The following is a 20,846-nucleotide window of genomic DNA, read 5'->3' on the forward strand; positions in this document are numbered from 1 at the left end:
GCTAAAAACATGCCATCGTTCAAAATTTATTTAGCTTTTCCACAAAACTGGCATGCACCATGCTTATATATTTAAGTATAAAACTTGTCTTAGCACGCTCAGTGTTAGGGCAGTTTTAAATGAAAAATCATGTTTTTAACAAGAAATACGGATACTCCATTATGGCAACACTGCATGCTCCAGCTTTTGAACTTCCTGAAATTTTGAATATGAAAACCAATTTGGCAGATGCCCGAATTGGTGCACAAGTCATTGAGTGTTCAGATGATTTCTTTGCAGAAGCAAAGCGTATGCTGCAATTTGATGCACCTATTTTTGTTGAAGATAAATTCGATGATAACGGCAAATGGATGGATGGATGGGAAACGCGCCGTAAACGTCACGCAGGTTATGACTGGTGCATTGTAAAACTAGGTGTAAGTGGGAAAATCAGTGCACTTGATATTGATACCAGCTTTTTCACAGGAAATTATCCAGCATCTGCATCATTAGAAGCTTGTTATGCACCAAATGGTGACCTTACAGGAGCAAAATGGGAGAGTGTTTTAGAAAATACTGAACTAGGCCCAAGCCAGCATCATATTTTTATGGTCAATAATGATGCACTTTTCACTCATATACGCCTCAATATTTTCCCAGATGGCGGAATTGCTCGTTTACGTGTCTATGGCGATGTTCATATTCAGGTGACTGATAGCGAGCAAACTCTCGATTTATTAGCCCTCGAAAATGGTGGTCGTGTAGTTGCCTATAGCGATGCCCATTTTGGACATCCGCGCAATTTGATTAATCCCGGTCGTGGTATAAACATGGGCGATGGATGGGAAACCAAACGCCGCCGAGCACCGGGTTATGACTGGTGTATTCTTGCTCTGGGTAAAGGCGGGAAAATTGATAAGCTTGAAATTGATACAGCTCACTTTAAAGGGAATTTCCCTGCCCAAGTATCCATTCAGGCGGTTTACCTTGAAAATGCAACTGATGCACAGCTAATTCCACAGAGTATGTTCTGGTCTTACTTACTTGAAGCCCAACCTATGCAAATGGACCATATTCATGAATATGTGAATGAGATTTTACAACATGAAAAAATCTCGCATATTCGTATCAACATGATTCCAGATGGTGGTATTAGCCGTGTACGCTTATGGGGAAAAATTGTCCAGTCATGATTATGAATAATGTCCATATTCAGCCCTTAACCATTGAGAGCTTTCAGCCATTCGGAGAAGTCATTTGTTGTGACGGGCATGACTTTTTTCATATTAATGATGCACACACCGAGCGATACCACGCGCTCGTTGAAACAGAAATTGAAGGTGAAGCAAAAGCAGGAATCAGTATTTTCCGTAATATTAAGACCAGCGTTTTACCTCTGGAAATTTCAATACTAGAGCGTCATCCGAAAGGCTCTCAGGCATTTATTCCATTACAACAGCAAAAGTTCTTAATTATTGTGGCACCTGCTTTGGACGAGAATACTCCCGATATTTCAAAATTATGTGCATTCGTTTCAAATGGAAAACAAAGCATAAATTATCGGGCAGGTACATGGCATCATCCTTTGCTTACCTTTGAAGCACCGAGTGATTTTGCAGTAGTGGATCGAATTGGAGGCGGAGCGAATTGTGATGTTTTTCAATTTCCACACGCTATAAAAATTATGGTCTAAATTAAAATATACAGATCTGTCTATTTTAGTTTAATGACAGCAATCGTTGTGGTGATTTCTAATAATCTAGGTTTACATAAAAACCCCGCCTATTAAGCGGGGTTTTTTTAATTTTATTTTAAACGGTGATATCGGCTAAGTTACCTTTCTGCTCAAGCCACTGCTTGCGGTCCGCTGAACGCTTTTTGGCAAGTAATTTATCGAGTAAACCTGCCGTAAAATGAGCATCGTCAAGATCAAGCTGCACCAAGCGGCGTGTGTTTGGATCCATCGTGGTTTCACGTAGCTGAATCGCATTCATCTCACCCAGACCTTTAAATCGGGTAATTTGCGGATTACGATTGCCTTTCACATTTTTCAAGATGACTTCGAGTTCATCATCATCTAAGGCGTAGAAGACATCTTTACCAATGTCGATACGGAACAATGGTGGCATCGCCACATACAAATGGCCTTCTTCCACCAGTGTCGGAAAGTGTTTAACGAATAGCGCACATAACAAAGTGGCAATATGTAAACCATCGGAGTCCGCATCGGCCAAAATACAAACTTTGCCATAACGTAGCTCGGATAAATCATCGCTACCCGGGTCTACCCCAATTGCGATCGCAATATCGTGAACCTCTTGAGAAGCCAAAACCTCATCTGAAGAAACTTCCCAAGTATTTAAGATTTTTCCACGAATTGGCATGATGGCCTGAAAGTTTTTATCGCGTGCTTGCTTGGCACTACCACCTGCCGAGTCACCCTCGACAATAAATAGCTCACTGTCTTCGCGAGTTTGCCCCACACAGTCAGCCAATTTACCCGGTAAAGCAGGACCAGAAACAATCTTTTTACGCTCAACCTTTTTCGCGGCTTTTAAACGACGACCCGCTTTAGAAATCGCCATTTCTGCCAATTGCATGGCAATTTCAGCATGTTGATTCAACCAAAGTGAAAAAGCATCTTTGGCAATATTTAAAACAATATTGGATGCCTCTCGACTAGAAAGACGCTCTTTAGTTTGACCTGAAAACTGTGGTTCTTGGAACTTGAGTGACAAAATATAGTTCACACCATCCCAAACATCTTCTGCTGATAGTTTGAGATTACGTGGCAACAAGTTACGCAGCTCACAGAACTCACGTAATGCTTCGGTTACCCCTGAACGCAAACCGTTCACATGAGTACCGCCTTGTGCGGTTGGAATTAGGTTTACATAACTTTCTTGAACCTGCTCACCGCCTTCTACATTCCAACAAATTGCAAATTCACATGCCGCACGATCGGCTTGTCCACTGCTCACAAAAGCTGGATTTGGCAAGATTTCACGGTCTTGCAATTCATCCATCAAATAATCGACGAGGCCATTTTCAAATTGCCATTCAATTTTTTCATCATTAATTTGATCGATATAGATAATTTTTAAGCCTGCGGCTAAAACAGCTTTGGCTTTTAAATTATGTTTAAGGGCTTTTAAAGCGAATTTCGGACTATCAAAATATTTAGTTTCAGGCCAAAAATGTACTGTCGTACCTGTCGCACGTTTTGGTGCCTTACCCTCTAGCACGGCTAAAGGCGCAACAGGCTCCCCTTGCTCAAATGCCATTTGGTAGAGGTTGCCCTGACGTTGTACTTCGACCTCAACACGTGTTGATAAAGCATTTACAACTGAAATTCCCACGCCGTGCAAACCACCAGAAAACTGGTAGTTATCGGTACTGAATTTACCGCCAGCATGTAACTTGGTCAGAATGATTTCGATACCACTTTGGCCATATTCAGGGTGAATATCGACCGGCATACCACGGCCATTATCTTCAACCGACAATGAACCATCTTTATAAACCGTGACACATATTTTGTCGGCATGACCCGCTAATGCTTCATCAACAGCATTATCAATAACTTCCTGAGCTAAATGGTTAGGTCGAGTCGTATCGGTATACATTCCTGGACGACGACGAACAGGGTCTAAACCGGAAAGGACTTCAAGCGATTGAGCCGTATATTGTGTCACGTTGTACGTTTTCCTTATTTGATGGTGTGCGCAAAGAATTCGATCACTAACGGTAATTTTTCTTCAAAATCTTCCATAGCATGATTGCCATGAGCATCCGTCAAAATCAATGAGGATGGCGTTGCAGCACTATAATAGCGTTGTGCTTGACGATAATCCAAAATTTCATCGCCTTGTTGCAACAAGACGAGTATTTTGTCGGCATTTTCAGGCTGTTTCAGTTCCAGTTGCTGCAACTGTCGTAGCTGAACATGATCAATCGACCATTGATCATTCACCACATAGGGCATGCTTTCAACCTGAAATAACTCATCAAACAACTTCCATGGTTGCATAGCAGGGTTAATCAGTACAGCCGGAATATTATATTTCGCGACAAAGTATGTCGCAAAAAAACCACCTAAACTACTACCTACAAGTGCAACATCATCCAAACTTTCAATAAGCTCTGAAACTTGCTCAACCACCTGATCTGGAGATCTATTGAGGTTTGGCAAATGCACATTAATCCCTAATTCGCTACAATACTGCCTTAAGCTCAATCCTTTAATCGAAAGAGAGCTACTATTAAAACCATGGAGGTAGATAATATTCATATATTTCCCTCTAAATTGAGACTAATTTCACAATTTTGTTCTCAGTTTGTATAGAAAAGCACAATTGTTAGACAAGAAAAACCACTCAACTAACCATTCATCAGTATTTTAAAAAAATGTGTTATTTAAACTACTAAGATGGAAACGTTTACTGCCGTTGATAAAAAGTACAGCTTAAAACGTCGGTTATAACGTATATGGGGAAAAGATATGCCGAGCTTAACACCACTACATGAAACTTATTGTAAATGGGATCGTACGCCACCTAGTCAGGCAGACGTACTAGAAGGTTTAGCTCAACTGTTCAGCACCAGCTTAAATGGTGTACATGAATTAATACAAGTTATTAATATTGAAGTCTTAAAAAATGCTTTTGGTATTAGCACACAAAACGCAAAAAACTTTCAAAAACGACCATTTGTGCAAAAGGCATATCAATTTTCTTATGGCGCTTTACAAAAATATGGTCGTTATTTTTTAGCACCCGGTTTGCGTCGCATTATTGAAAAATATCCAACACTTCATGAAAAACCACTCACCCCAAGCCTACATTTTTTGGTGGGAATTTTGAATGGTGTTTTTGGAGATTACTTACTTAAACAACATAGTCCTCTCGCCCTACCAATGGTGCTATACGATCACTATGGAGCTATACAGCAAGGTGAGCTTGCAGGCCGTATTGTAATTATGGTTCATGGTTTGTGTATGAATCATCTGACTTGGTCAAACGCCAATTATGGTGGAATTGGAGAGCGTCTATTAGCCCAGCGTGACCATAACACCATGCTGTATTTAAATTACAATACAGGTCGACGTATTTCAGCAAATGGACGCAGTTTCTCCAACTTATTAGAAGATCTCGTAAAAAATAATCCAAGAATTACCAGCATTGATGTGATTGGCCATAGTATGGGTGGACTGGTTTCACGTAGTGCATTGTTCTACGGTAAACAAAATATGTACCAATGGATTCATATGGTCGAGAATCTAGTATGTATTGGTTCCCCACATCATGGTGCGGTCTTGGAGCGCTTTGGTTTTACCATACAAGATAAGCTCGGGGCTTTCCCTTTTGTAGGTTTACTTGGTCAACTGGTTAATATTCGCAGTAATGGTATTTTAGACTTACGCCACGGTAGTGTTCGTGATGATGACTGGGAATATATGGATGCCCGAATTGGCATGATGGATGATAACCGTGCACCAGCTCCTTTGCCTTCACATATCAATACTTTTTTAGTGGCAGGAACACTCGAGTTTGAAAAAGTACGCAATAAAGCGCTTACTGTGATTGGTGATTACTTGGTGAGTGTGAAAAGCGCGCTGGGTGAACATCCTAATCCACGTTTTCAGCTTAAAGTTCCAGATTCGCATAAAGCTGTGTTTTATGGCTTAAATCACTTTGAAATTCAGTATCATTCAAGCGTTGCCGAACAGATCACTCGTTGGTTATATCCTCATGCGAATGATTATGTGCAAGAAGGTATTCAAACTCATATTATTGATATGCCGAACTATACGCTTGAAGATTTGGAAGGGATTGTAGAGACATAAAAAAAGCCCAACTTATGTTGGGCTTTTTAAATTTAAATTATTTTCAAGATCATCAATCCATCAATAATTTTTATCTAACCATTTTTTAATTTCAGAAATGGTTTTATATTTATAATAGACTTTCCCTTCTGCAATCCCTTCAAAACCCTCTGCATTACTACCTAATATATTTGTTATATTTTTCAGATTTAAAATCTTATTTTCATTAATTTGATATAGGTTAACTTGATACATTTCCCCTTCTATTTGTGGAGTACAACAGTAGTATGTTGAATTAATAGTAATCAATATTGGAGATTTTCTTTTAGTTGATTTATAGATACTTACAGCTAAAAGTTTAGGACTTTCTTTAGCTGAAAAATCAGAGTAATCACCAACAAATATTTTCTTCTCTTGATCTCCTAGATAACCTTTAAGATATGAACCTTCTGAAGACTCACATATATAATTATAGAATTTATAATCATTTTTCTTAAATATATTTAATTTTACTTGTTTGTCAATATTACATTGATCCTTTGCAAATAAATTATAACTACATGTTGCTAATAATAAAAATACAGAAAAAATAAGGATTATCTTATCATTTAAAATACTCATATTTTCTCATCACAAAACATTATCTAGCTAGAAGAAATTTAATATTTCTTTAAAAAAGAAATTCTTTCTTTTGTCATTTCAGTTTGACATTTTATAGCTTCAAAATGGCTCTCTCTCCCATATTCATTTTCATCTGCAACGCATACAGTTTCCTTCTCTTTAATCCAGTCTCTTTGAGATTCTCTTAACTTTTCTTTATTTCCTTTAGATAGGTTTGAGATCTTTTTTTGATATAATGCATTCAATATTTTATCATTTTTCTTATAATCAGCTAAATAACAGTTCAATATGTCATTAAAAACCGTACTATCTGGAATACAGGCTGAACTAACTTTATCTGCGAAGGCACATGAAGAAATAAAGATAGTCAAAATATAAATCTGGATTTTTTTATTCATAACAATCACACTTTAATCCTTTTTCAAAAATATTCGCTTCTTCTCTTCGACGTTTGCCCACACCACTATTTCCTTTTGGTCCCGTTTTATTCCAAAGTTTAGACATATCTCTTAAAATATTAGGGATTTCTTCAGGCTTTTTATTTTTTAATGCGTCTTGAACTTGTCTCATATGCTTACGTGTTAAACCTTTTTTAGGGGGTTTTGGATCTACTAAACCTGGTCCTCTATTAAAAACTAAAGAAAGCAACACGCCTTGGCAATGTGGGTGTAAGGTTAGGGTTTCAGGATAAATAGATAATACCTGATTTGCATAACGTGTTTTTAATACAGTTGCTAATTTCAATGCATTATCTTTAGTAATCGTAATATCTGATAACTTCTGTATAAGGTTATGGGCATTATTACCTTTTTTACCTTGTGCGATCATTAAACGCTCTATTTGATCTTTAGTATAAAATTTTGCTAAATCTTGTTGAATTTGTGATTTCGATTGTTGACCTAAATCATATCCTATAGCGATTGTAACCCCACTTGAATCATCACCTGGATGATAAGGTCTTGGCTCATATCTTTCAAATTCTAATATTTTTTTCCACATTTCCATCGAAATAATATAAGGTCCAGGTGTAGTATCAAATGAAATAGTCTGAACTACGCATTTAGATGGGCAATCTTTAGCCTTAACTTTCTTATTAATCTCTGGATCATTCTGTGCCGTACTGCCTTTTGTTATATCTACATCCAGATGGAACTCAACAGGGTTGTTTTTGACTCGTGTTGCCATATAGGTTTGTGTCTTTAAAGGCTTACCATCAGGCTTATACACCGTAAATTCTAGTTTCTGCCCTACCATGCTTTGTAATGGTAATTTTCCATTCGATATACTAAAAAGCTGTTTTTTACCATTCTCTACAACTAACATTTCCACATTAGTTTTTTCTACAATGTAGTCACTTCCATCTCGATCTAAAATTTTAATCGTAGATGTACTTTTAAACTTTTCATAAGGCTCATCTAATTTAATAAAAGTTGGTTGGGAACTACCGTTAGCAGAGTTTATTGAACTTTTTAAAACAAATGTATCATTTGATGTTAATACTAAGACCTCTATATCTCTATTAGGTGATGAGCATACTTCTACTATGCCTTCATCATTTGTATATTTATCGGGTGAATTTCCTTTACCTTTTGGTCGTGATTGAACAGGAAAGTTTTTCATAACTTTTCCATTCATATCAACAATTTTAAAAAAAGTGCTTACAATTCCTTTGGTTGATCTGGATTGCTTTAGTTGTTTATATTCATCAATTGTTTTTGGCAACTGGACTTTAATAGGATTTTTTTCTGAGGAATGAATAGAAGAGTTTAGCGTTTTAAATACTGTATAATCTTTTTGATTAGGAGGTTTTGCTAATATTTCAACAGTTCTATTTGGTGAGGCCTGAAAAACAAACAAACCCAAATTATTTGTTTTTTGGCTATTAGCATTTAATGAATCTTTATATCTAGATTGTACATTTAAGTTAATAATCTGCTTTCCAGATTTATCATAAAACTTAGTAGTAATAGTGACTAATTTACTCATTAATCAAAACTCCTCTTCTGTATAGACGTCATCATTTTCTTCGTCATACAAAAGTGTTTCTTCTAAAAGCTCATCAATATTTTCACTATCAGGCATATTTTGCTTTAACTGAATATAATCCGAATTAAAAATCATTGCAGTAAAGTCTGCTTCTTCTGGTGTATAAAACCGTAATGAACTTAAATTATTTTTCTTATCAAGCTCATTTTTATAAGTTTTTATAAGGCTAGTGTTCTTTTTATTTATAATAAATAGTTCTTTTTTACCTTCCGAATTTATATTCCAGTTATAGTTAATTTTGTTACTAAAAGGTGTTTTTATAGTGGGCAAGCTTATCTTGGGAACAACAATATTTGCGCCACTCATAAATAAATGCTGACCGGCCTTAACCTCAAGCTTGCCTCCAGTTACTGGGAAAATACCTGAACCATTAATCTTGAGTTGTGAACCGTCCGCAGTGAGTATAATTTCTTTTGGGCTAATTATTTCGATTCTATCTTCTGTTGAAATAATCTGTATTCCTTTTCGTGCAATGATATCAGTACCATCACTTTGTGCTTGTAACTCGATTTTGCCCTTACCCGCATACATTCTTGCTCCATCTTGAGCTGCAAAAAAACTTATCTTATTTTGGGCATGAGCAATCAAATTGTTTTGAGTACTCAGGTTAATACTATCACCAGCAATTTGGCTAATCTGTCCATCTGCACTCAGATGAATGTCTTCATTACTTGCAACCGCTACACTATTTGGCGCACTTAACACCATAACCGCTTGTTTAAATGCAGTAGCTTTATCTTTGTCTTGCTGTTCAATCTGATCTAAAAAGTTTTTTAAATGATCAAGAACTTCCAACGGATCTGTCTGCTGATTTTTAGCAACTTCACTTAGAGCTTTGCTGTTGTTTAACCCGCCTTCAAGCTGCTGTTTGGTTTCATTCGCATCAAGGTGAAGTCCTTGGGCTTGATCTTGTTTGTGAGTACTAATGTATAAACCGTTTCCAGCACGCACAGCTCCCCAAGCATCGGTTCTCAGCTCAAAGCCTTCACCACGACCTTGACTAGTCGATTGTTCTTTAGGATGGCTTAAATTACCTAAATTCAGCTGTGTTGCTGCATGGCTACTTTGTAGTTGGGTACTGATTTGCCCAGTTGTGTCATCAAAGCGTAATTGGTTAAAACCACTACCGCTGATTTCCTGACTACGAATACCGCTGAGTTTTTTAGTATCGGGAAGCTTTCCTTTCACATCGAACTTGGTTGGTGAACGCTGCGCTTCATGGATTCGTCCCGTCACAAATGGACGATCGATATTGCCATCAAAGAAGTCAATGACCACTACTTCATCAATACGCGGTAAGAAGCGTGCTCCATAGCCTTCACCCGCCCACGGAGTCAGTACATCGACCCAAGCTGAATCTGTATCGTTGTCATTGCTACCTGCGCCACCATCATGGCCATGATCATCACTGCGGGTAAACAGAAAACGCACCTTGATGCGCCCCCATTCATCGACATGGATGGTTTCTCCCTCTGGCCCTACGACTTTCGCTCTTTGTGGGTAGGCAATTGGTCGATGTTGTTCTGGATTATATTCAGGTGTCGTTTTGATTTGACGGCGAATTAAAGTCAGCTCATTACCTTGACGCTCAATATCGTCATAACCATGTTTGTCCCAACGACTTTGGCTTAGCAACTGACTAACTTGCTGATGTAGATCTTTTGGTAAATTGTTTTGGTTGTAGAAATTTTTAGCGATAATCAGGAACTCTTGATCAACCCCTTCATGTTGATCAACTTCAGGATGCTCTCGAAAATTAAACCAATAGCCGACTTGGCTATCTCGAACACTGCTATAAGCCTTAAAGTATTTGGCCTGACTTGCATACATATCATTAAATTGCTGATTCAGTTTCTCTAGCTGATTACTGGTTGAAGCAGTAGCTTGATCCTCACCTTTTAAATCTTGCATCCAAGCAGGACTTATGTGCCATGCTTGCTCAAGGCTTAAACTCGCTGAATCAAAGTTATCTGAATGTGTATGGGTCGTGATGACGGAACCAGCGCCTTCTTCTTGTACTAAGGCATCGGGCTGCCAGCGTTGCACATGTACCGCAGTCGGTTGCAGACTCCGCACCGCAACAAAACCCGTAATACTATCTTGATATTCTGTCGCGCTACTTCGGTGATAGCGAATGCTACGGCGTGCTAAAGCTTGGTACTGGTTATTATCATCAATTAATCTAAGCTTTTGGGCTTGTACTGGGGCAGTAAAATGAGGAACAAAAAGCTCTGATTCATCAATTAGCCAACTAACACCTTCACTTCGCCATAAACGCGTAAGAAAGTCATAGTCGGATTCATTATGCTGCATGATAAATGGGCGAGTATCATAACTCAGGCTTAACCCACTCAGGTCTAGGCTTAAACTTGTCGCAAAAAGTGGACTTTTTTCTTGCCATTCTTTGAATAGAACTTCGGTAATTTCTACGATACTTTTATTCATAAAAACACGACTGTTACGGCGTTTGTGCCATAAATTTGTCGCGTCTTTTAAGGTCAATTTATAAAGCGTTAAAGCACCATCACTTTGGCCATAACTGACTTCAGTCACAATTCCTGTAGTTCGAAATAATTGTCCAGAATCTGTAACCTGATCAACAGCAACCTGAACGCCTATAAACTGCTTTAATGCAATTTGGGCACTCGTCGAAAGGCAAATTAACTCAGCTTCAATTCCCCCATTTAGCTGATGTTGGCCTTCTATACGTTGTAAAAAAACTTGGTGATTGAGCAATTCATTAGAAAATTGCACGTGGATCGCACGTTTCTGTGCGCTTAATCCTATTTTTTCCAGTACACTAAAAATATTAAAAAGCATTTTTTTATAATCATAAGGATATATAAACGGCTGCACTTTATAAAAAACAGAACTATCTGTCTATATCGTTATGCTTTTTTTCAATTTGTTTTTTTATAGTTTGATTAATTATAAAACAATAAAAAAAGCCCAACATAATATTGAGCTTTTTTTAATCTGTTTAAACTTACTTTTTAGCAGTCTTAAACACTGGATAAAAACGGAACAATTGCCATAAACATACGAGTAATAGCAAAAGGAAATAAACCAATGACCAAACTGGTAAAGACTGACCTAAAAAGGTCCAGTCAATAGCTGCACACTCACCTGAACCAGAAAGCACTTCTTGCAAAACTGCTTTCACAGGTAAAGCATCAATTAAATAATTTAAACCTGGTCCACAACTCGGTACTTGATCGGCTGGTAAATGCTGTATCCAAACATGACGGCCTGCTACGCCCACTGACCATAAAATTGCGATGCCAGCCAAAAATGCGTAAAAGCGTTTAACAGCATTGGAAACAGGGTTATGCAAAAATGCAATCAGTGCCACAAGGCCCATTGCCATTAAGCCAACACGTTGAAAAATACAGAGCGGACATGGCTCTAAACCTTTTACATGTTCCAGATACAACGCAAAAGACATGCCGACAATACTTGCTAAAACAAGTAGTCCACTCACCAAACGGTAACTTAATCGCATGTAAAACCTCATTTTATTATCGATATTGTTCAAGATATTGGTCAAAACTGACCTGAGTATCTTGCTCAAGTTGTTCTTGCTGCTGTAAAGATTGTGCAGCCAATTGCTCAAAATGTTTCAAGGTTTCCACACTAAGCTCATGCTCCTCATAACTTTCAGCATGTAATTGCGCCATGTGGCTACCAAAACTCCAAGTTCCCCCATGCTTTAACGTATCGTCAATAACATGGGCTGACAAAGTTTCATCAACTTCATCAATTCTTGCTTGCATGATCGCTAATGCAGAACCATACAGCTCTGTTGCATAGGTCTGATCGAGTAACTGCGCACAACCTTGCATTTGAGCAATATACAAACGTGCCCAATCTTCGATGTGATAAGAACCGTTTAAATCTGTAATGGTTGCATTCGGCGCTCGGCCACGATTCACCACTTCAGTCTGGTTCTTTTCAATCAAATCTTGCTCAGGGCCTAACAGCTCTGGGCTATCACTTAACAAGCAATAAAGTGCTAACACTTCAAGGAAGCCAGCCGTCGTTTCATCAACGCCAATTGACGAATATGGGTTTACATCAACAGCACGTAGTTCAACATAACCCACTCCTCGATTTTTCAAGGCTTGAGATGGCGTTTCACCCGCTTGAGGCACCTGTTTTGGACGTACGAGACTGTAATATTCATTCTCGATCTGCAAAACATGATCATTAATTTGCAACGGCTCACCAGAGGCATCATTTAACCCTAAACGGCTAAATGGTGGGTAAGGAGAATGAACTGCTTTTTGTAAACCATCCAAATAACCACATAAATTGTTGTAATGAATACCTAAGCTTTTTTGGGCTGAGTTTTGATAGCCCAATCGCCCCATGCGTAAAGCTGTAGCATACGGTAAATAGTATGAACCTTTGATTAAAGGCAACAACTGATGTTTATGTCCGGTTAAGAAACAACGACATACCGTTGGGCTTGCACCCACCAAAAACATAACCAGTGGCGTTAAACGGATAAAATTACGAATAAGACCAAAATAACGATGGCTACGATAATCCTGCAAACTTAATGATTTTAATTGCTCATCAGTTTCATGAGCTTGCAACTCAGCAAAAAGCGTATCTGGAAAAGATAAATTGTAATGCACACCTGAGATCGTCTGCATACGACGACCATAACGAATTCCTAACCCACGACGGTATAGTGTTTTAAAGCGACCAATATTAGAAGTGCCATACTGCGCTAGACGAATTCGTTCTTCATTGTCATCTAACATACATGGCATAGATAACGGCCAAAGTTTTTCACCATTTTCTAAATGACGATGCACAACGGCATGGATATCGGTGAGCTCATTCAAAGCTTCACCAATGGTTGGCTTTGGAGAAGTAATAAACTCCATTAATGCTTCTGAATAATCAGTCGTAATTTGCGGATGTGTTAAAGCCGAACCTAATGCTTTTGGATGTAACTCTTGCGATAAGAACCCATTACTTTGCATACGTAGGCTTTCACGCTCTATTCCACGTAACATGCCTTGTAGTAGCGACGAATCCACCCAAGCAGGAATAACTGATTGAGATGGTGTAGTGGGTTGACTCATGCATTTGCTCGCTTATTAAAGATCACTATATACAAAATCGTGAGATGATACGGTTACTTATATAATCACATCATTCCAGTTTGGCAATTTTTATCACAATCTTGTTATTTAAGACACGAAAGAATTGTGATTTTATTGAAGAATAATTGCTAAAGAGTTGTCAATATCATGAACGAACAAGACATTTTAAACTTCTGGTTTTCACCTGAACACCGTTCACTTTGGTTTGCAAAAAGTGATGATTTTGACAAAAAGATTTGTGAAAATTTTTCTGACGTTCATCGACAGGCAACTCAAGCAGAACTTTGGTCTTGGCGAAAAACGGCTGAAGGCCGTCTGGCAGAGATTATTGTACTAGACCAGTTTTCTCGCAACATTTATCGTGATCAACCACAATCTTTTGCTTACGACAGCCTTGCTTTAGCTTTGTCACAAGAAGCCATTAGCTTGCAATTAGATGCACAGCTTAATCCAGAGCAACGCTCCTTTTTATATATGCCGTTTATGCATAGTGAATCAAAATTGATCCATGAGTTTGCCTTGAAACTATTTCAACGCCTCGGTAATGAAATTAATTTAAGCTTTGAGAAAAAACATAAAGTGATTATCGATCGCTTTGGGCGCTATCCTCATCGCAATGCGATTCTTGGACGTGTCTCCACTCCAGAGGAAACCGAATTTTTATTAGAACCGAACAGTAGTTTTTAAAACTTCTTAATTTTTAACGCTGAGCCATCTATTTTCTAATACTCAGCTGGGAGTTCATCATGAAATATCTCTCTCTTTGTTTAGCCTTAGGCACTGCCTTAACTTTAAATGCTTGTGCAACGACGCCAAGTAAACCAAGAACCTTTGATCAGCTTGGTCAGTTTTCAGCATATCCTTTAAATGCCCAAACTTTTCGGATTAGTTTTCAAGCTGACCCGAATATGAGCTATGGCGCAGCTGAAGAAATCACTTTGGTAAAATCAGCACAAACGACGATACAAAAAGGTTTCCGCTTTTTTAAAGTGCAAAATGATCCAAGTAATCAAAGTCAGAAACCGCCACGTCAAGCCGTGGTTTACCCATCTGCTCCAAGTTTTTACCCATATGGTTACGGTCGTCGTTACCCTGGTTTCTGGCATGATCCGTTCTATGATTACCCACAAGTGGTCAATATCGATCCTGTTCAAGTGTCGTATACTATTGAATGTTATCGGGATCAGAAGCAGGCTCCTCAGGATGCTTTTGATGCAACCTTGATCTTGAAATCAATCGGACAAAAATATGGATTGAGTCCGACAGGAGAGCTGTTGCCACCGCCTGAGCCTCCAGTAAAACAAAAATGAATAGGATAAATTTATGAACATGGCAGAAGAAGTTCACCACGTGCCCAGTCTAAAACGTAGCAAATATTTTGCTACTCTGGCGCTTATTATTGTCGTTGTGCTGTGGATTGCACTGATGGTGGCTGATCGTTTTCTGCCAGAGTACACAGGTTTTATTCATATTTTAATGTTAGGGGCAGAAGCTGGTGTAGTCGGTGGTTTAGCCGACTGGTACGCGATTACAGTTCTGTTTCGGAACCCATTTGGTAAGTTACCGATTCCTAAATTTTTAAGGGACCACACCGAGATTATTCCACGCAACAAAGCACGCATTGCAGAGTCAATGGGCCGTTTTGTACAGGAAAATTTTCTTTCGCCTCAAGTGGTAGAACGAAGCTTAGAAAAAACTGACTTAAGCCTCGCAATTGGTCAATGGTTAGCGAGTCCACAAAATAATACGCAAGTGGTACAGCTCATTCAGCAAACTGTTCCGAAAATTTTTGAGTTTGTTAGCCAAGATCAAATTGCCAACTTCGTGCAAAACAATAGTGTGCAATGGGTGCGTAATACCGAAGTCAATAAACTTGCAAGTGAAATGCTCCGCGCGGTATTGGAAAATGATTTCCACCAAGACGTTTTACAGCGTGGTCTCGATATCGCCCATGAGTGGGTGGTACAAAACCCAGATAAAACCCGTGAATTGACCCGAAAGATGTTTAAAGCACTGGGTGTATGGTCACTTGCAAAAGGTGCAAGCTGGATTGGTATTGATGTTCAACAACGCACCATCGACTCACTCGTTGAAAAAGTAGAATCGATGCTGGCAGACCCTGAACACCCATGGCGACAAGAAATTGAAACCATTGCCCATTCGCTCATGCTAGAGCTGGCAAAACCAGACAGTGCTGCCAGCCAACGCCTAAACAGCGGTAAAGATGCTCTTTTAGACAGCCCTCAAGTCCTAAATTTCATTAGTGGTGCCGTCACCATTTTGTGTGATGCCATTAAAGAAGATTTAATGAAAAAAGACTCAGGTATTGCAATGAACCTTCGGGCTGCTATTCAGCAACTGGGTGAAAATCTTGTTCAAAATGCCAAAGTACGTGAAGTGTTGAACAAAGAAATGACAGGCCTTGCGCTGACTTTTACAGATCAATATAGCCATAAAATCATACGCTATGTCAGCGAACGCATTCATGAATGGGATTCGCGCGAAATGATCGGAAAAATTGAAAATGAAGTCGGTGGCGACTTACATATGATCCGTGTGAACGGCGTTGTAGTCGGGGCATTTATTGGTTTAACACTCGGTGTAATTCGGGCAGTGATTGAATCAATTTTATAACTTTAAATATTTTTATAAGAGAACAATATGCTACAGCTTCAGTCAAAATTGGCCACTCAAGGCGTGACGATTTTCAGTACGATGACAGCAATGGCACATCGACTAGGTGCACTCAACCTGTCACAAGGTTTTCCAGATTTTCCGGCTCCACCAGCCTTACTGGAAGCCTTATCTCAGGCGACTTTGGCTGGGCATAATCAATACCCACCCGGCGATGGTATTCTCGGTTTACGTGAACAGCTTGCTTTACAATTTCAGCAACGTGACCAACTTCAACTAGATCCTGTAACGCAAATCACGATTACTCCCGGCGCAACCATTGCAATTTTTTGTGCCATACAGGCATGCATTAATGCGGGCGATGAGGTCATTATTTTTGACCCAAGTTACGACAGCTACGGCCCATCCGTGCAGTTAGCTGGTGGTAAAGCCATTCATATCGCTCTTGAAGCACCCGACTTTAAGGTGAACTGGCAACAGGTTAAAGATCTGATTAACGACAAAACTCGAATGATTGTGGTGAATACTCCCCATAATCCAACAGGCACAATCTGGGATAAACAGGATTGGTTAGAACTCATTGAACTAATTCAAGATAAAAACATTGTGATTTTATCTGATGAAGTCTATGAACACTTGGTCTTTGATGGTCAACAACACTTCAGCGCATTGCATTTTCCAGAGCTCAGAGAGCGTAGTTTTGTGATCGGTTCTTTTGGAAAAACCTTTCATGTAACAGGCTGGAAAACAGGTTATTGCGTCGCTTCACCTGAGTTAATGCGTTTATTCCGCCAAATTTACCAATATGCGAATTTCTGTGGCACAACACCTTGTCAGATTGCCCTAGCGCAATATATGGAGCAACATCCAGAACATATTCAAGAGCTGCCACAGTTCTACCAAACTAAGCGAGATCATTTTAATCAGGCGATTCACCATAGCCGTTTCTTGCTAAAACCATCTCAAGGTACTTATTTCCAAAATCTCGATTACAGTCAAATTAGACCCGACTTAAACGATGTTGAAATGTGCCAGTTTCTAGCAGAACAACATAAGATTGTGGCTATTCCGGTTTCGGTTTTCTACAAGCAAGCGCCCGAGTCTTTACGTCTGATTCGTTTCTGCTTTGCTAAAAATGATGAGACATTGCAAAAAGCAGGAGAAATTCTGAATCAATGTTAATAAATTTAGCCACTTAGCATAGTAAAAACACTACAAGCCATTTGCTCTAACTATGCTAAGTTGGATATCTGCCCCGCTCATCAAAGAGATGGGCGATGGAGAATGCATGCCACCAAGACAGTCTTTAATTCACCAGCAAAATCTATGGAAAACATTTTTTGTTTTCTTGCTGCCCTTAATTGCAACCAATATTTTGCAGAACTTGTCCGGAACTATTAACACCATCTTTGTTGGTCAAATGATGGGGGTAGATGCAATTGCTGCCGTCTCTGTTTTCTTCCCTATTTTATTTTTGCTACTCGCTTTTATTATCGGGATTTCAACGGGTACTACTGTTTTAGTAGGGCAAGCATGGGGCGCGCAAAATATTGAAAAAGTCCAAAGTGTGGTGGGTTCTACCCTCTTTATGACACTGATTGGTGGAGTAATTACCGCGATTATTGGTGTGTTTTTTGCCCATGATATTTTAGAGTTATTGGGGACTGACCCCAAGGTGATGCACCTTGCTTTGCCTTATGTGCAATGGATGCTGGCAGGCAGCCCACTTCTGTTTGTTTATATTATCTATACTTCAATTTTACGTGGTGTAGGCGACAGTACCACGCCTTTACTTGCCCTTGCTTTAACTAGCGTCATTGGTTTGGTAATTACCCCAATATTGCTTAAAGGTTATTTTGGCTTACCCGCTCTAGGGATTATTGCTCCGGCAATTGCCACCATAACAGGATATGTGGCTATCTTAATTTTTCTTGCGATTTATCTGAACAAGAAAAAGCATCCGCTTAGACCGAATCGTCAGCTTCTGCAACATATCCGTCACAATCCAGAACTAAGCAAAATCATTTTACGCTTAGGTGTCCCAACTGGTATTCAAATGATTACCACCTCAATGGCTGGCTTGGTTATTGTTGGGTTGGTTAACCATTACGGATCGCATGCAACAGCAGCGTATGGTGCGGTAAATCAGGTGCTCAATTACATCCAGTTCCCTGCCTTATCAATCTCAATTGCAGCTTCAATTTTTGCAGCACAAGCGATTGGTGCTGGTAAATCTGACTTGTTATCTCGTGTGACTCGTACTGCCTTAGGCATGAACTTTTTATTTACGGGTACTTTAATTGCACTTGGCTATTTATTTTCAAAATATTTAATGGCTTTATTCATTACCGACCCAACCGTGGTGGTACTGGGCCAACAACTTTTATTTATTGTACTTTGGGCAATTTTATTCTTTGGTGCGGGTGCCATTTTTGCATCGATCATGCGTGCCAGTGGAACTGTGACCGTCCCGATGCTACTTAATATCTCCGCTATTTTGTTTATTGAAATTCCATGTGCTTACTGGTTTAGCTCAATGTGGGGGCTTAAAGGAATCTGGGTTGCCTATGCCTTGGCATTTGTGAGTTTATGTATTATTCAAGGGCTCTATTACCAATTCATCTGGAAGAAAAAGAAGATCAAAATTCTTATTTAGAACCAATCAATTCTTATAAAAAAAGCCATCATTTGATGGCTTTTTTTGACTTTAAAATTATTTCATTAACTTAGTCACAATGGTAGAAGCACGTTGATATCCAGTTGGGAACAAACGCTGGAATGCATCAAGAATTTTTGCATCACTACCAATCAATAAACGACGTTTATTTTTTAATACTGCTTGTAAAATTTGACTAGCCGCCTCTTCAGGTGGAGTACGTAATAACTTGTCAAAATTTTGAATCGATTTAGTCGGGTCCATACCCAAACTATTCAAGCTATCACTCATTTTTGCAGATTTAGCAATATTGGTGCGGATTCCACCCGGATGTACACACAAAGAGCTTACGCCACTTTTTTCAATATCTAACTCTTGACGCAATGACTCGGTAAAACCACGCACAGCAAATTTAGTCGCGTTATAAGCAGATTGAGTTGGTTGAGCGGTTAAACCAAATAGGCTTGAAATATTAATAATATGGCCATCTTGCGTTTGCTTAATGAACGGTAAGAACTCTTTCGTTCCGTACACTACACCCCAGAAGTTAATCCCAACGATCCACTCTAAATCTTCGTAGGTAGCACCTTCGACAGTTGAACCTAGAGCTACGCCAGCGTTGTTGAAAATCAGGTTAACTGACCCATGATCTTGAACAGTTTCTTGGGCCCACTGCTTTACCGCTTCACGGTCAGAAACATCAAGCTTTTTGGTCGTCACAGTAATCGTGCTATACGGTTTTAAAAGCTCGACAGTTTGTTGTAATCCTTTTTCATTAATATCACTCAACGAAAGATGGCAGCCCTGTTTTGCCAAAAGAATTGCGAGTTGTTGCCCAATGCCAGAACCTGCGCCCGTAATTGCAGCGACTTTGTTTTTAAAATTTTTCATTGTCCATCCTTTGTTTTTCGATATTTGCACAACCGGTTCATTGCATGTGCAGCTTAGACATCTTTAATATAATTTTGACAATATCCATTGTCAATATAGTACACTGTAATTTCAGATAGAATGGCACAATTCTGCTGAGAGCTTTATCATAGTGAGCATATTTGGCTAAAACCTATAAATTAGGAAACCATTCTTTAGGAAACGACTTATTTATGGCGACAAACGACTCAACCAGTAAAAAGAAAACAAAAACTGTGAGTAAAGAACGTCAGTTCAAAGGGTTATCTCTATCTGAACGTAAAGAGGCACGCCGAGAAAAACTGATTGAAGCTGGCATTGCGACTTATGGAACACTCGGCTTTTTTTCCGTGACGGTCAAAGATGTCTGCCAAGAGGCAAAACTCACAGAACGTTATTTTTATGAATCATTTAAAAAGAGCGAAGATTTATTTCAAACCATCTTTTTAAAAATGATTGAAGAATTGCAGCAAAACCTGATGCAAGCCGTCATTAAAGCGACACCAGATCCAGAAAAAATGGTCGATGCTGGTTTAAGGGCACTGCTGACGACATTAAAAGACGACCCGAGATTAGCTCGCATTGTCTATGTTGACGCAGTTTTGGTACAAGAATTACATAATCAAGCCACCATTCAAGAAACTCTTGCACAGTTTGATCGAATGATTCAGGCCTTTGTTATGTTGACCATGCCGCAAATCCAACACAACGAAAATGAGCTCTCTCTAATCGCAACTGGCTTAAATGGATATGTCACTCAAATTGCAATTCGATGGGTCATGGGAGGCTTTGAGCAGTCTCTTGAACAGGTTTTAACCGCATGCCGCATTGTTTTCTTATCTTTATTGGCCAAGGTTTCAAAATAATATTAAAGTTTTTTGACACTCTACAATGTGCAAAACCAGTTAAACGTTGAAGGTGATAACTTATTGAATGATTTTAAGAATATTTAAGCTTTCATGTCATCATTCGGTCACACCTTTGCCTTACTTTTGTCACAAATTATTGCTAAATTCAATTTTATAGACTTTTCTGCAATGAAATTGTCATAATTAATCTT

The 20,846-nt window shown here is 39.0% G+C and carries 18 protein-coding genes; 9 read left to right on the plus strand and 9 right to left on the minus strand.

Annotated elements, in window-relative coordinates:
• Positions 1-161 precede the first annotated feature (161 nt).
• Both alc and ACPF64_RS03520 read left to right on the plus strand, forming a co-directional pair.
• Positions 162-1,172: an allantoicase gene (gene alc / locus ACPF64_RS03515; protein WP_426455591.1), complete on the plus strand. Its 1,011-nt coding sequence runs from the start codon at positions 162-164 to the stop codon at positions 1,170-1,172.
• Entirely contained in the window at positions 1,169-1,672 is a 504-nt protein-coding gene (locus ACPF64_RS03520; protein ID WP_426455592.1) for an ureidoglycolate lyase, read from the plus strand. The genes alc and ACPF64_RS03520 overlap by 4 nt, the downstream gene beginning before the upstream one ends.
• Positions 1,673-1,790: 118 nt before the next feature.
• Here ACPF64_RS03520 and parE read toward each other — a convergent pair whose 3' ends face one another.
• Together parE and ACPF64_RS03530 are read right to left on the minus strand one after the other, a co-directional pair.
• Positions 1,791-3,674 (minus strand): DNA topoisomerase IV subunit B, encoded by a 1,884-nt coding sequence (gene parE / locus ACPF64_RS03525; protein ID WP_005037976.1) that lies wholly within the window; start codon positions 3,672-3,674, stop codon positions 1,791-1,793.
• 14 nt (positions 3,675-3,688) lie between these two features.
• Positions 3,689-4,270 (minus strand): YqiA/YcfP family alpha/beta fold hydrolase, encoded by a 582-nt coding sequence (locus ACPF64_RS03530; protein ID WP_003654140.1) that lies wholly within the window; start codon positions 4,268-4,270, stop codon positions 3,689-3,691.
• 210 nt (positions 4,271-4,480) lie between these two features.
• Between ACPF64_RS03530 and ACPF64_RS03535 the strand changes: the two genes are divergently transcribed.
• A complete protein-coding gene (locus tag ACPF64_RS03535) occupies positions 4,481-5,824 on the plus strand; it encodes an alpha/beta hydrolase (protein ID WP_198078379.1) in 1,344 nt (447 codons plus the stop codon).
• A gap of 60 nt (positions 5,825-5,884) precedes the next feature.
• Here the strand turns inward: ACPF64_RS03535 and ACPF64_RS03540 are convergent, their stop codons facing one another.
• From ACPF64_RS03540 to gshA, 6 genes are all read right to left on the minus strand, one after another.
• A complete protein-coding gene (locus tag ACPF64_RS03540) occupies positions 5,885-6,424 on the minus strand; it encodes a hypothetical protein (protein ID WP_426455593.1) in 540 nt (179 codons plus the stop codon).
• 38 nt (positions 6,425-6,462) lie between these two features.
• Entirely contained in the window at positions 6,463-6,822 is a 360-nt protein-coding gene (locus tag ACPF64_RS03545; RefSeq protein ID WP_426455594.1) for a lysozyme inhibitor LprI family protein, read from the minus strand.
• Entirely contained in the window at positions 6,815-8,410 is a 1,596-nt protein-coding gene (locus ACPF64_RS03550; protein WP_426455595.1) for a pesticin C-terminus-like muramidase, read from the minus strand. The genes ACPF64_RS03545 and ACPF64_RS03550 overlap by 8 nt, the downstream gene beginning before the upstream one ends.
• 3 nt (positions 8,411-8,413) lie before the next feature.
• Positions 8,414-11,290 (minus strand): type VI secretion system Vgr family protein, encoded by a 2,877-nt coding sequence (locus tag ACPF64_RS03555; RefSeq protein ID WP_426455596.1) that lies wholly within the window; start codon positions 11,288-11,290, stop codon positions 8,414-8,416.
• 166 nt (positions 11,291-11,456) lie between these two features.
• The gene (locus ACPF64_RS03560) at positions 11,457-11,972 is read right to left on the minus strand and encodes a disulfide bond formation protein B (RefSeq protein WP_004640053.1); all 516 of its coding nucleotides are present in this window, start codon (positions 11,970-11,972) and stop codon (positions 11,457-11,459) included.
• Positions 11,973-11,988: 16 nt separating this feature from the next.
• A complete protein-coding gene (gene gshA / locus ACPF64_RS03565; RefSeq protein WP_426455597.1) occupies positions 11,989-13,566 on the minus strand; it encodes a glutamate--cysteine ligase in 1,578 nt (525 codons plus the stop codon).
• Positions 13,567-13,734: 168 nt separating this feature from the next.
• On the opposite strand from gshA, the gene ACPF64_RS03570 reads away from it, so the two are divergent.
• From ACPF64_RS03570 to ACPF64_RS03590, 5 genes are all read left to right on the plus strand, one after another.
• A complete protein-coding gene (locus tag ACPF64_RS03570) occupies positions 13,735-14,274 on the plus strand; it encodes a DUF924 family protein (protein WP_426455598.1) in 540 nt (179 codons plus the stop codon).
• 59 nt (positions 14,275-14,333) lie between these two features.
• Complete coding sequence (locus ACPF64_RS03575) at positions 14,334-14,897, plus strand: CC0125/CC1285 family lipoprotein (RefSeq protein ID WP_426455599.1); 564 nt, start codon at positions 14,334-14,336, stop codon at positions 14,895-14,897.
• Positions 14,898-14,910: 13 nt separating this feature from the next.
• A complete protein-coding gene (locus tag ACPF64_RS03580) occupies positions 14,911-16,221 on the plus strand; it encodes a DUF445 domain-containing protein (protein WP_426455600.1) in 1,311 nt (436 codons plus the stop codon).
• A gap of 27 nt (positions 16,222-16,248) precedes the next feature.
• Entirely contained in the window at positions 16,249-17,403 is a 1,155-nt protein-coding gene (locus ACPF64_RS03585; RefSeq protein WP_209831693.1) for a pyridoxal phosphate-dependent aminotransferase, read from the plus strand.
• A gap of 106 nt (positions 17,404-17,509) precedes the next feature.
• On the plus strand, positions 17,510-18,877 hold the full coding sequence (locus ACPF64_RS03590) for an MATE family efflux transporter (protein WP_426455601.1): 1,368 nt from the start codon (positions 17,510-17,512) through the stop codon (positions 18,875-18,877).
• Positions 18,878-18,934: 57 nt separating this feature from the next.
• Here the strand turns inward: ACPF64_RS03590 and ACPF64_RS03595 are convergent, their stop codons facing one another.
• The gene (locus ACPF64_RS03595) at positions 18,935-19,768 is read right to left on the minus strand and encodes an SDR family NAD(P)-dependent oxidoreductase (protein ID WP_003654163.1); all 834 of its coding nucleotides are present in this window, start codon (positions 19,766-19,768) and stop codon (positions 18,935-18,937) included.
• 212 nt (positions 19,769-19,980) lie between these two features.
• Between ACPF64_RS03595 and ACPF64_RS03600 the strand changes: the two genes are divergently transcribed.
• Positions 19,981-20,652, plus strand: coding sequence for a TetR/AcrR family transcriptional regulator (locus tag ACPF64_RS03600; RefSeq protein ID WP_003654165.1), 672 nt, complete (start codon positions 19,981-19,983; stop codon positions 20,650-20,652).
• The last annotated feature ends 194 nt before the right edge of the window (positions 20,653-20,846 follow it).

The sequence above is a fragment of the Acinetobacter sp. KB005 genome (assembly GCF_049949095.1).
Classification (GTDB): domain Bacteria; phylum Pseudomonadota; class Gammaproteobacteria; order Pseudomonadales; family Moraxellaceae; genus Acinetobacter; species Acinetobacter calcoaceticus.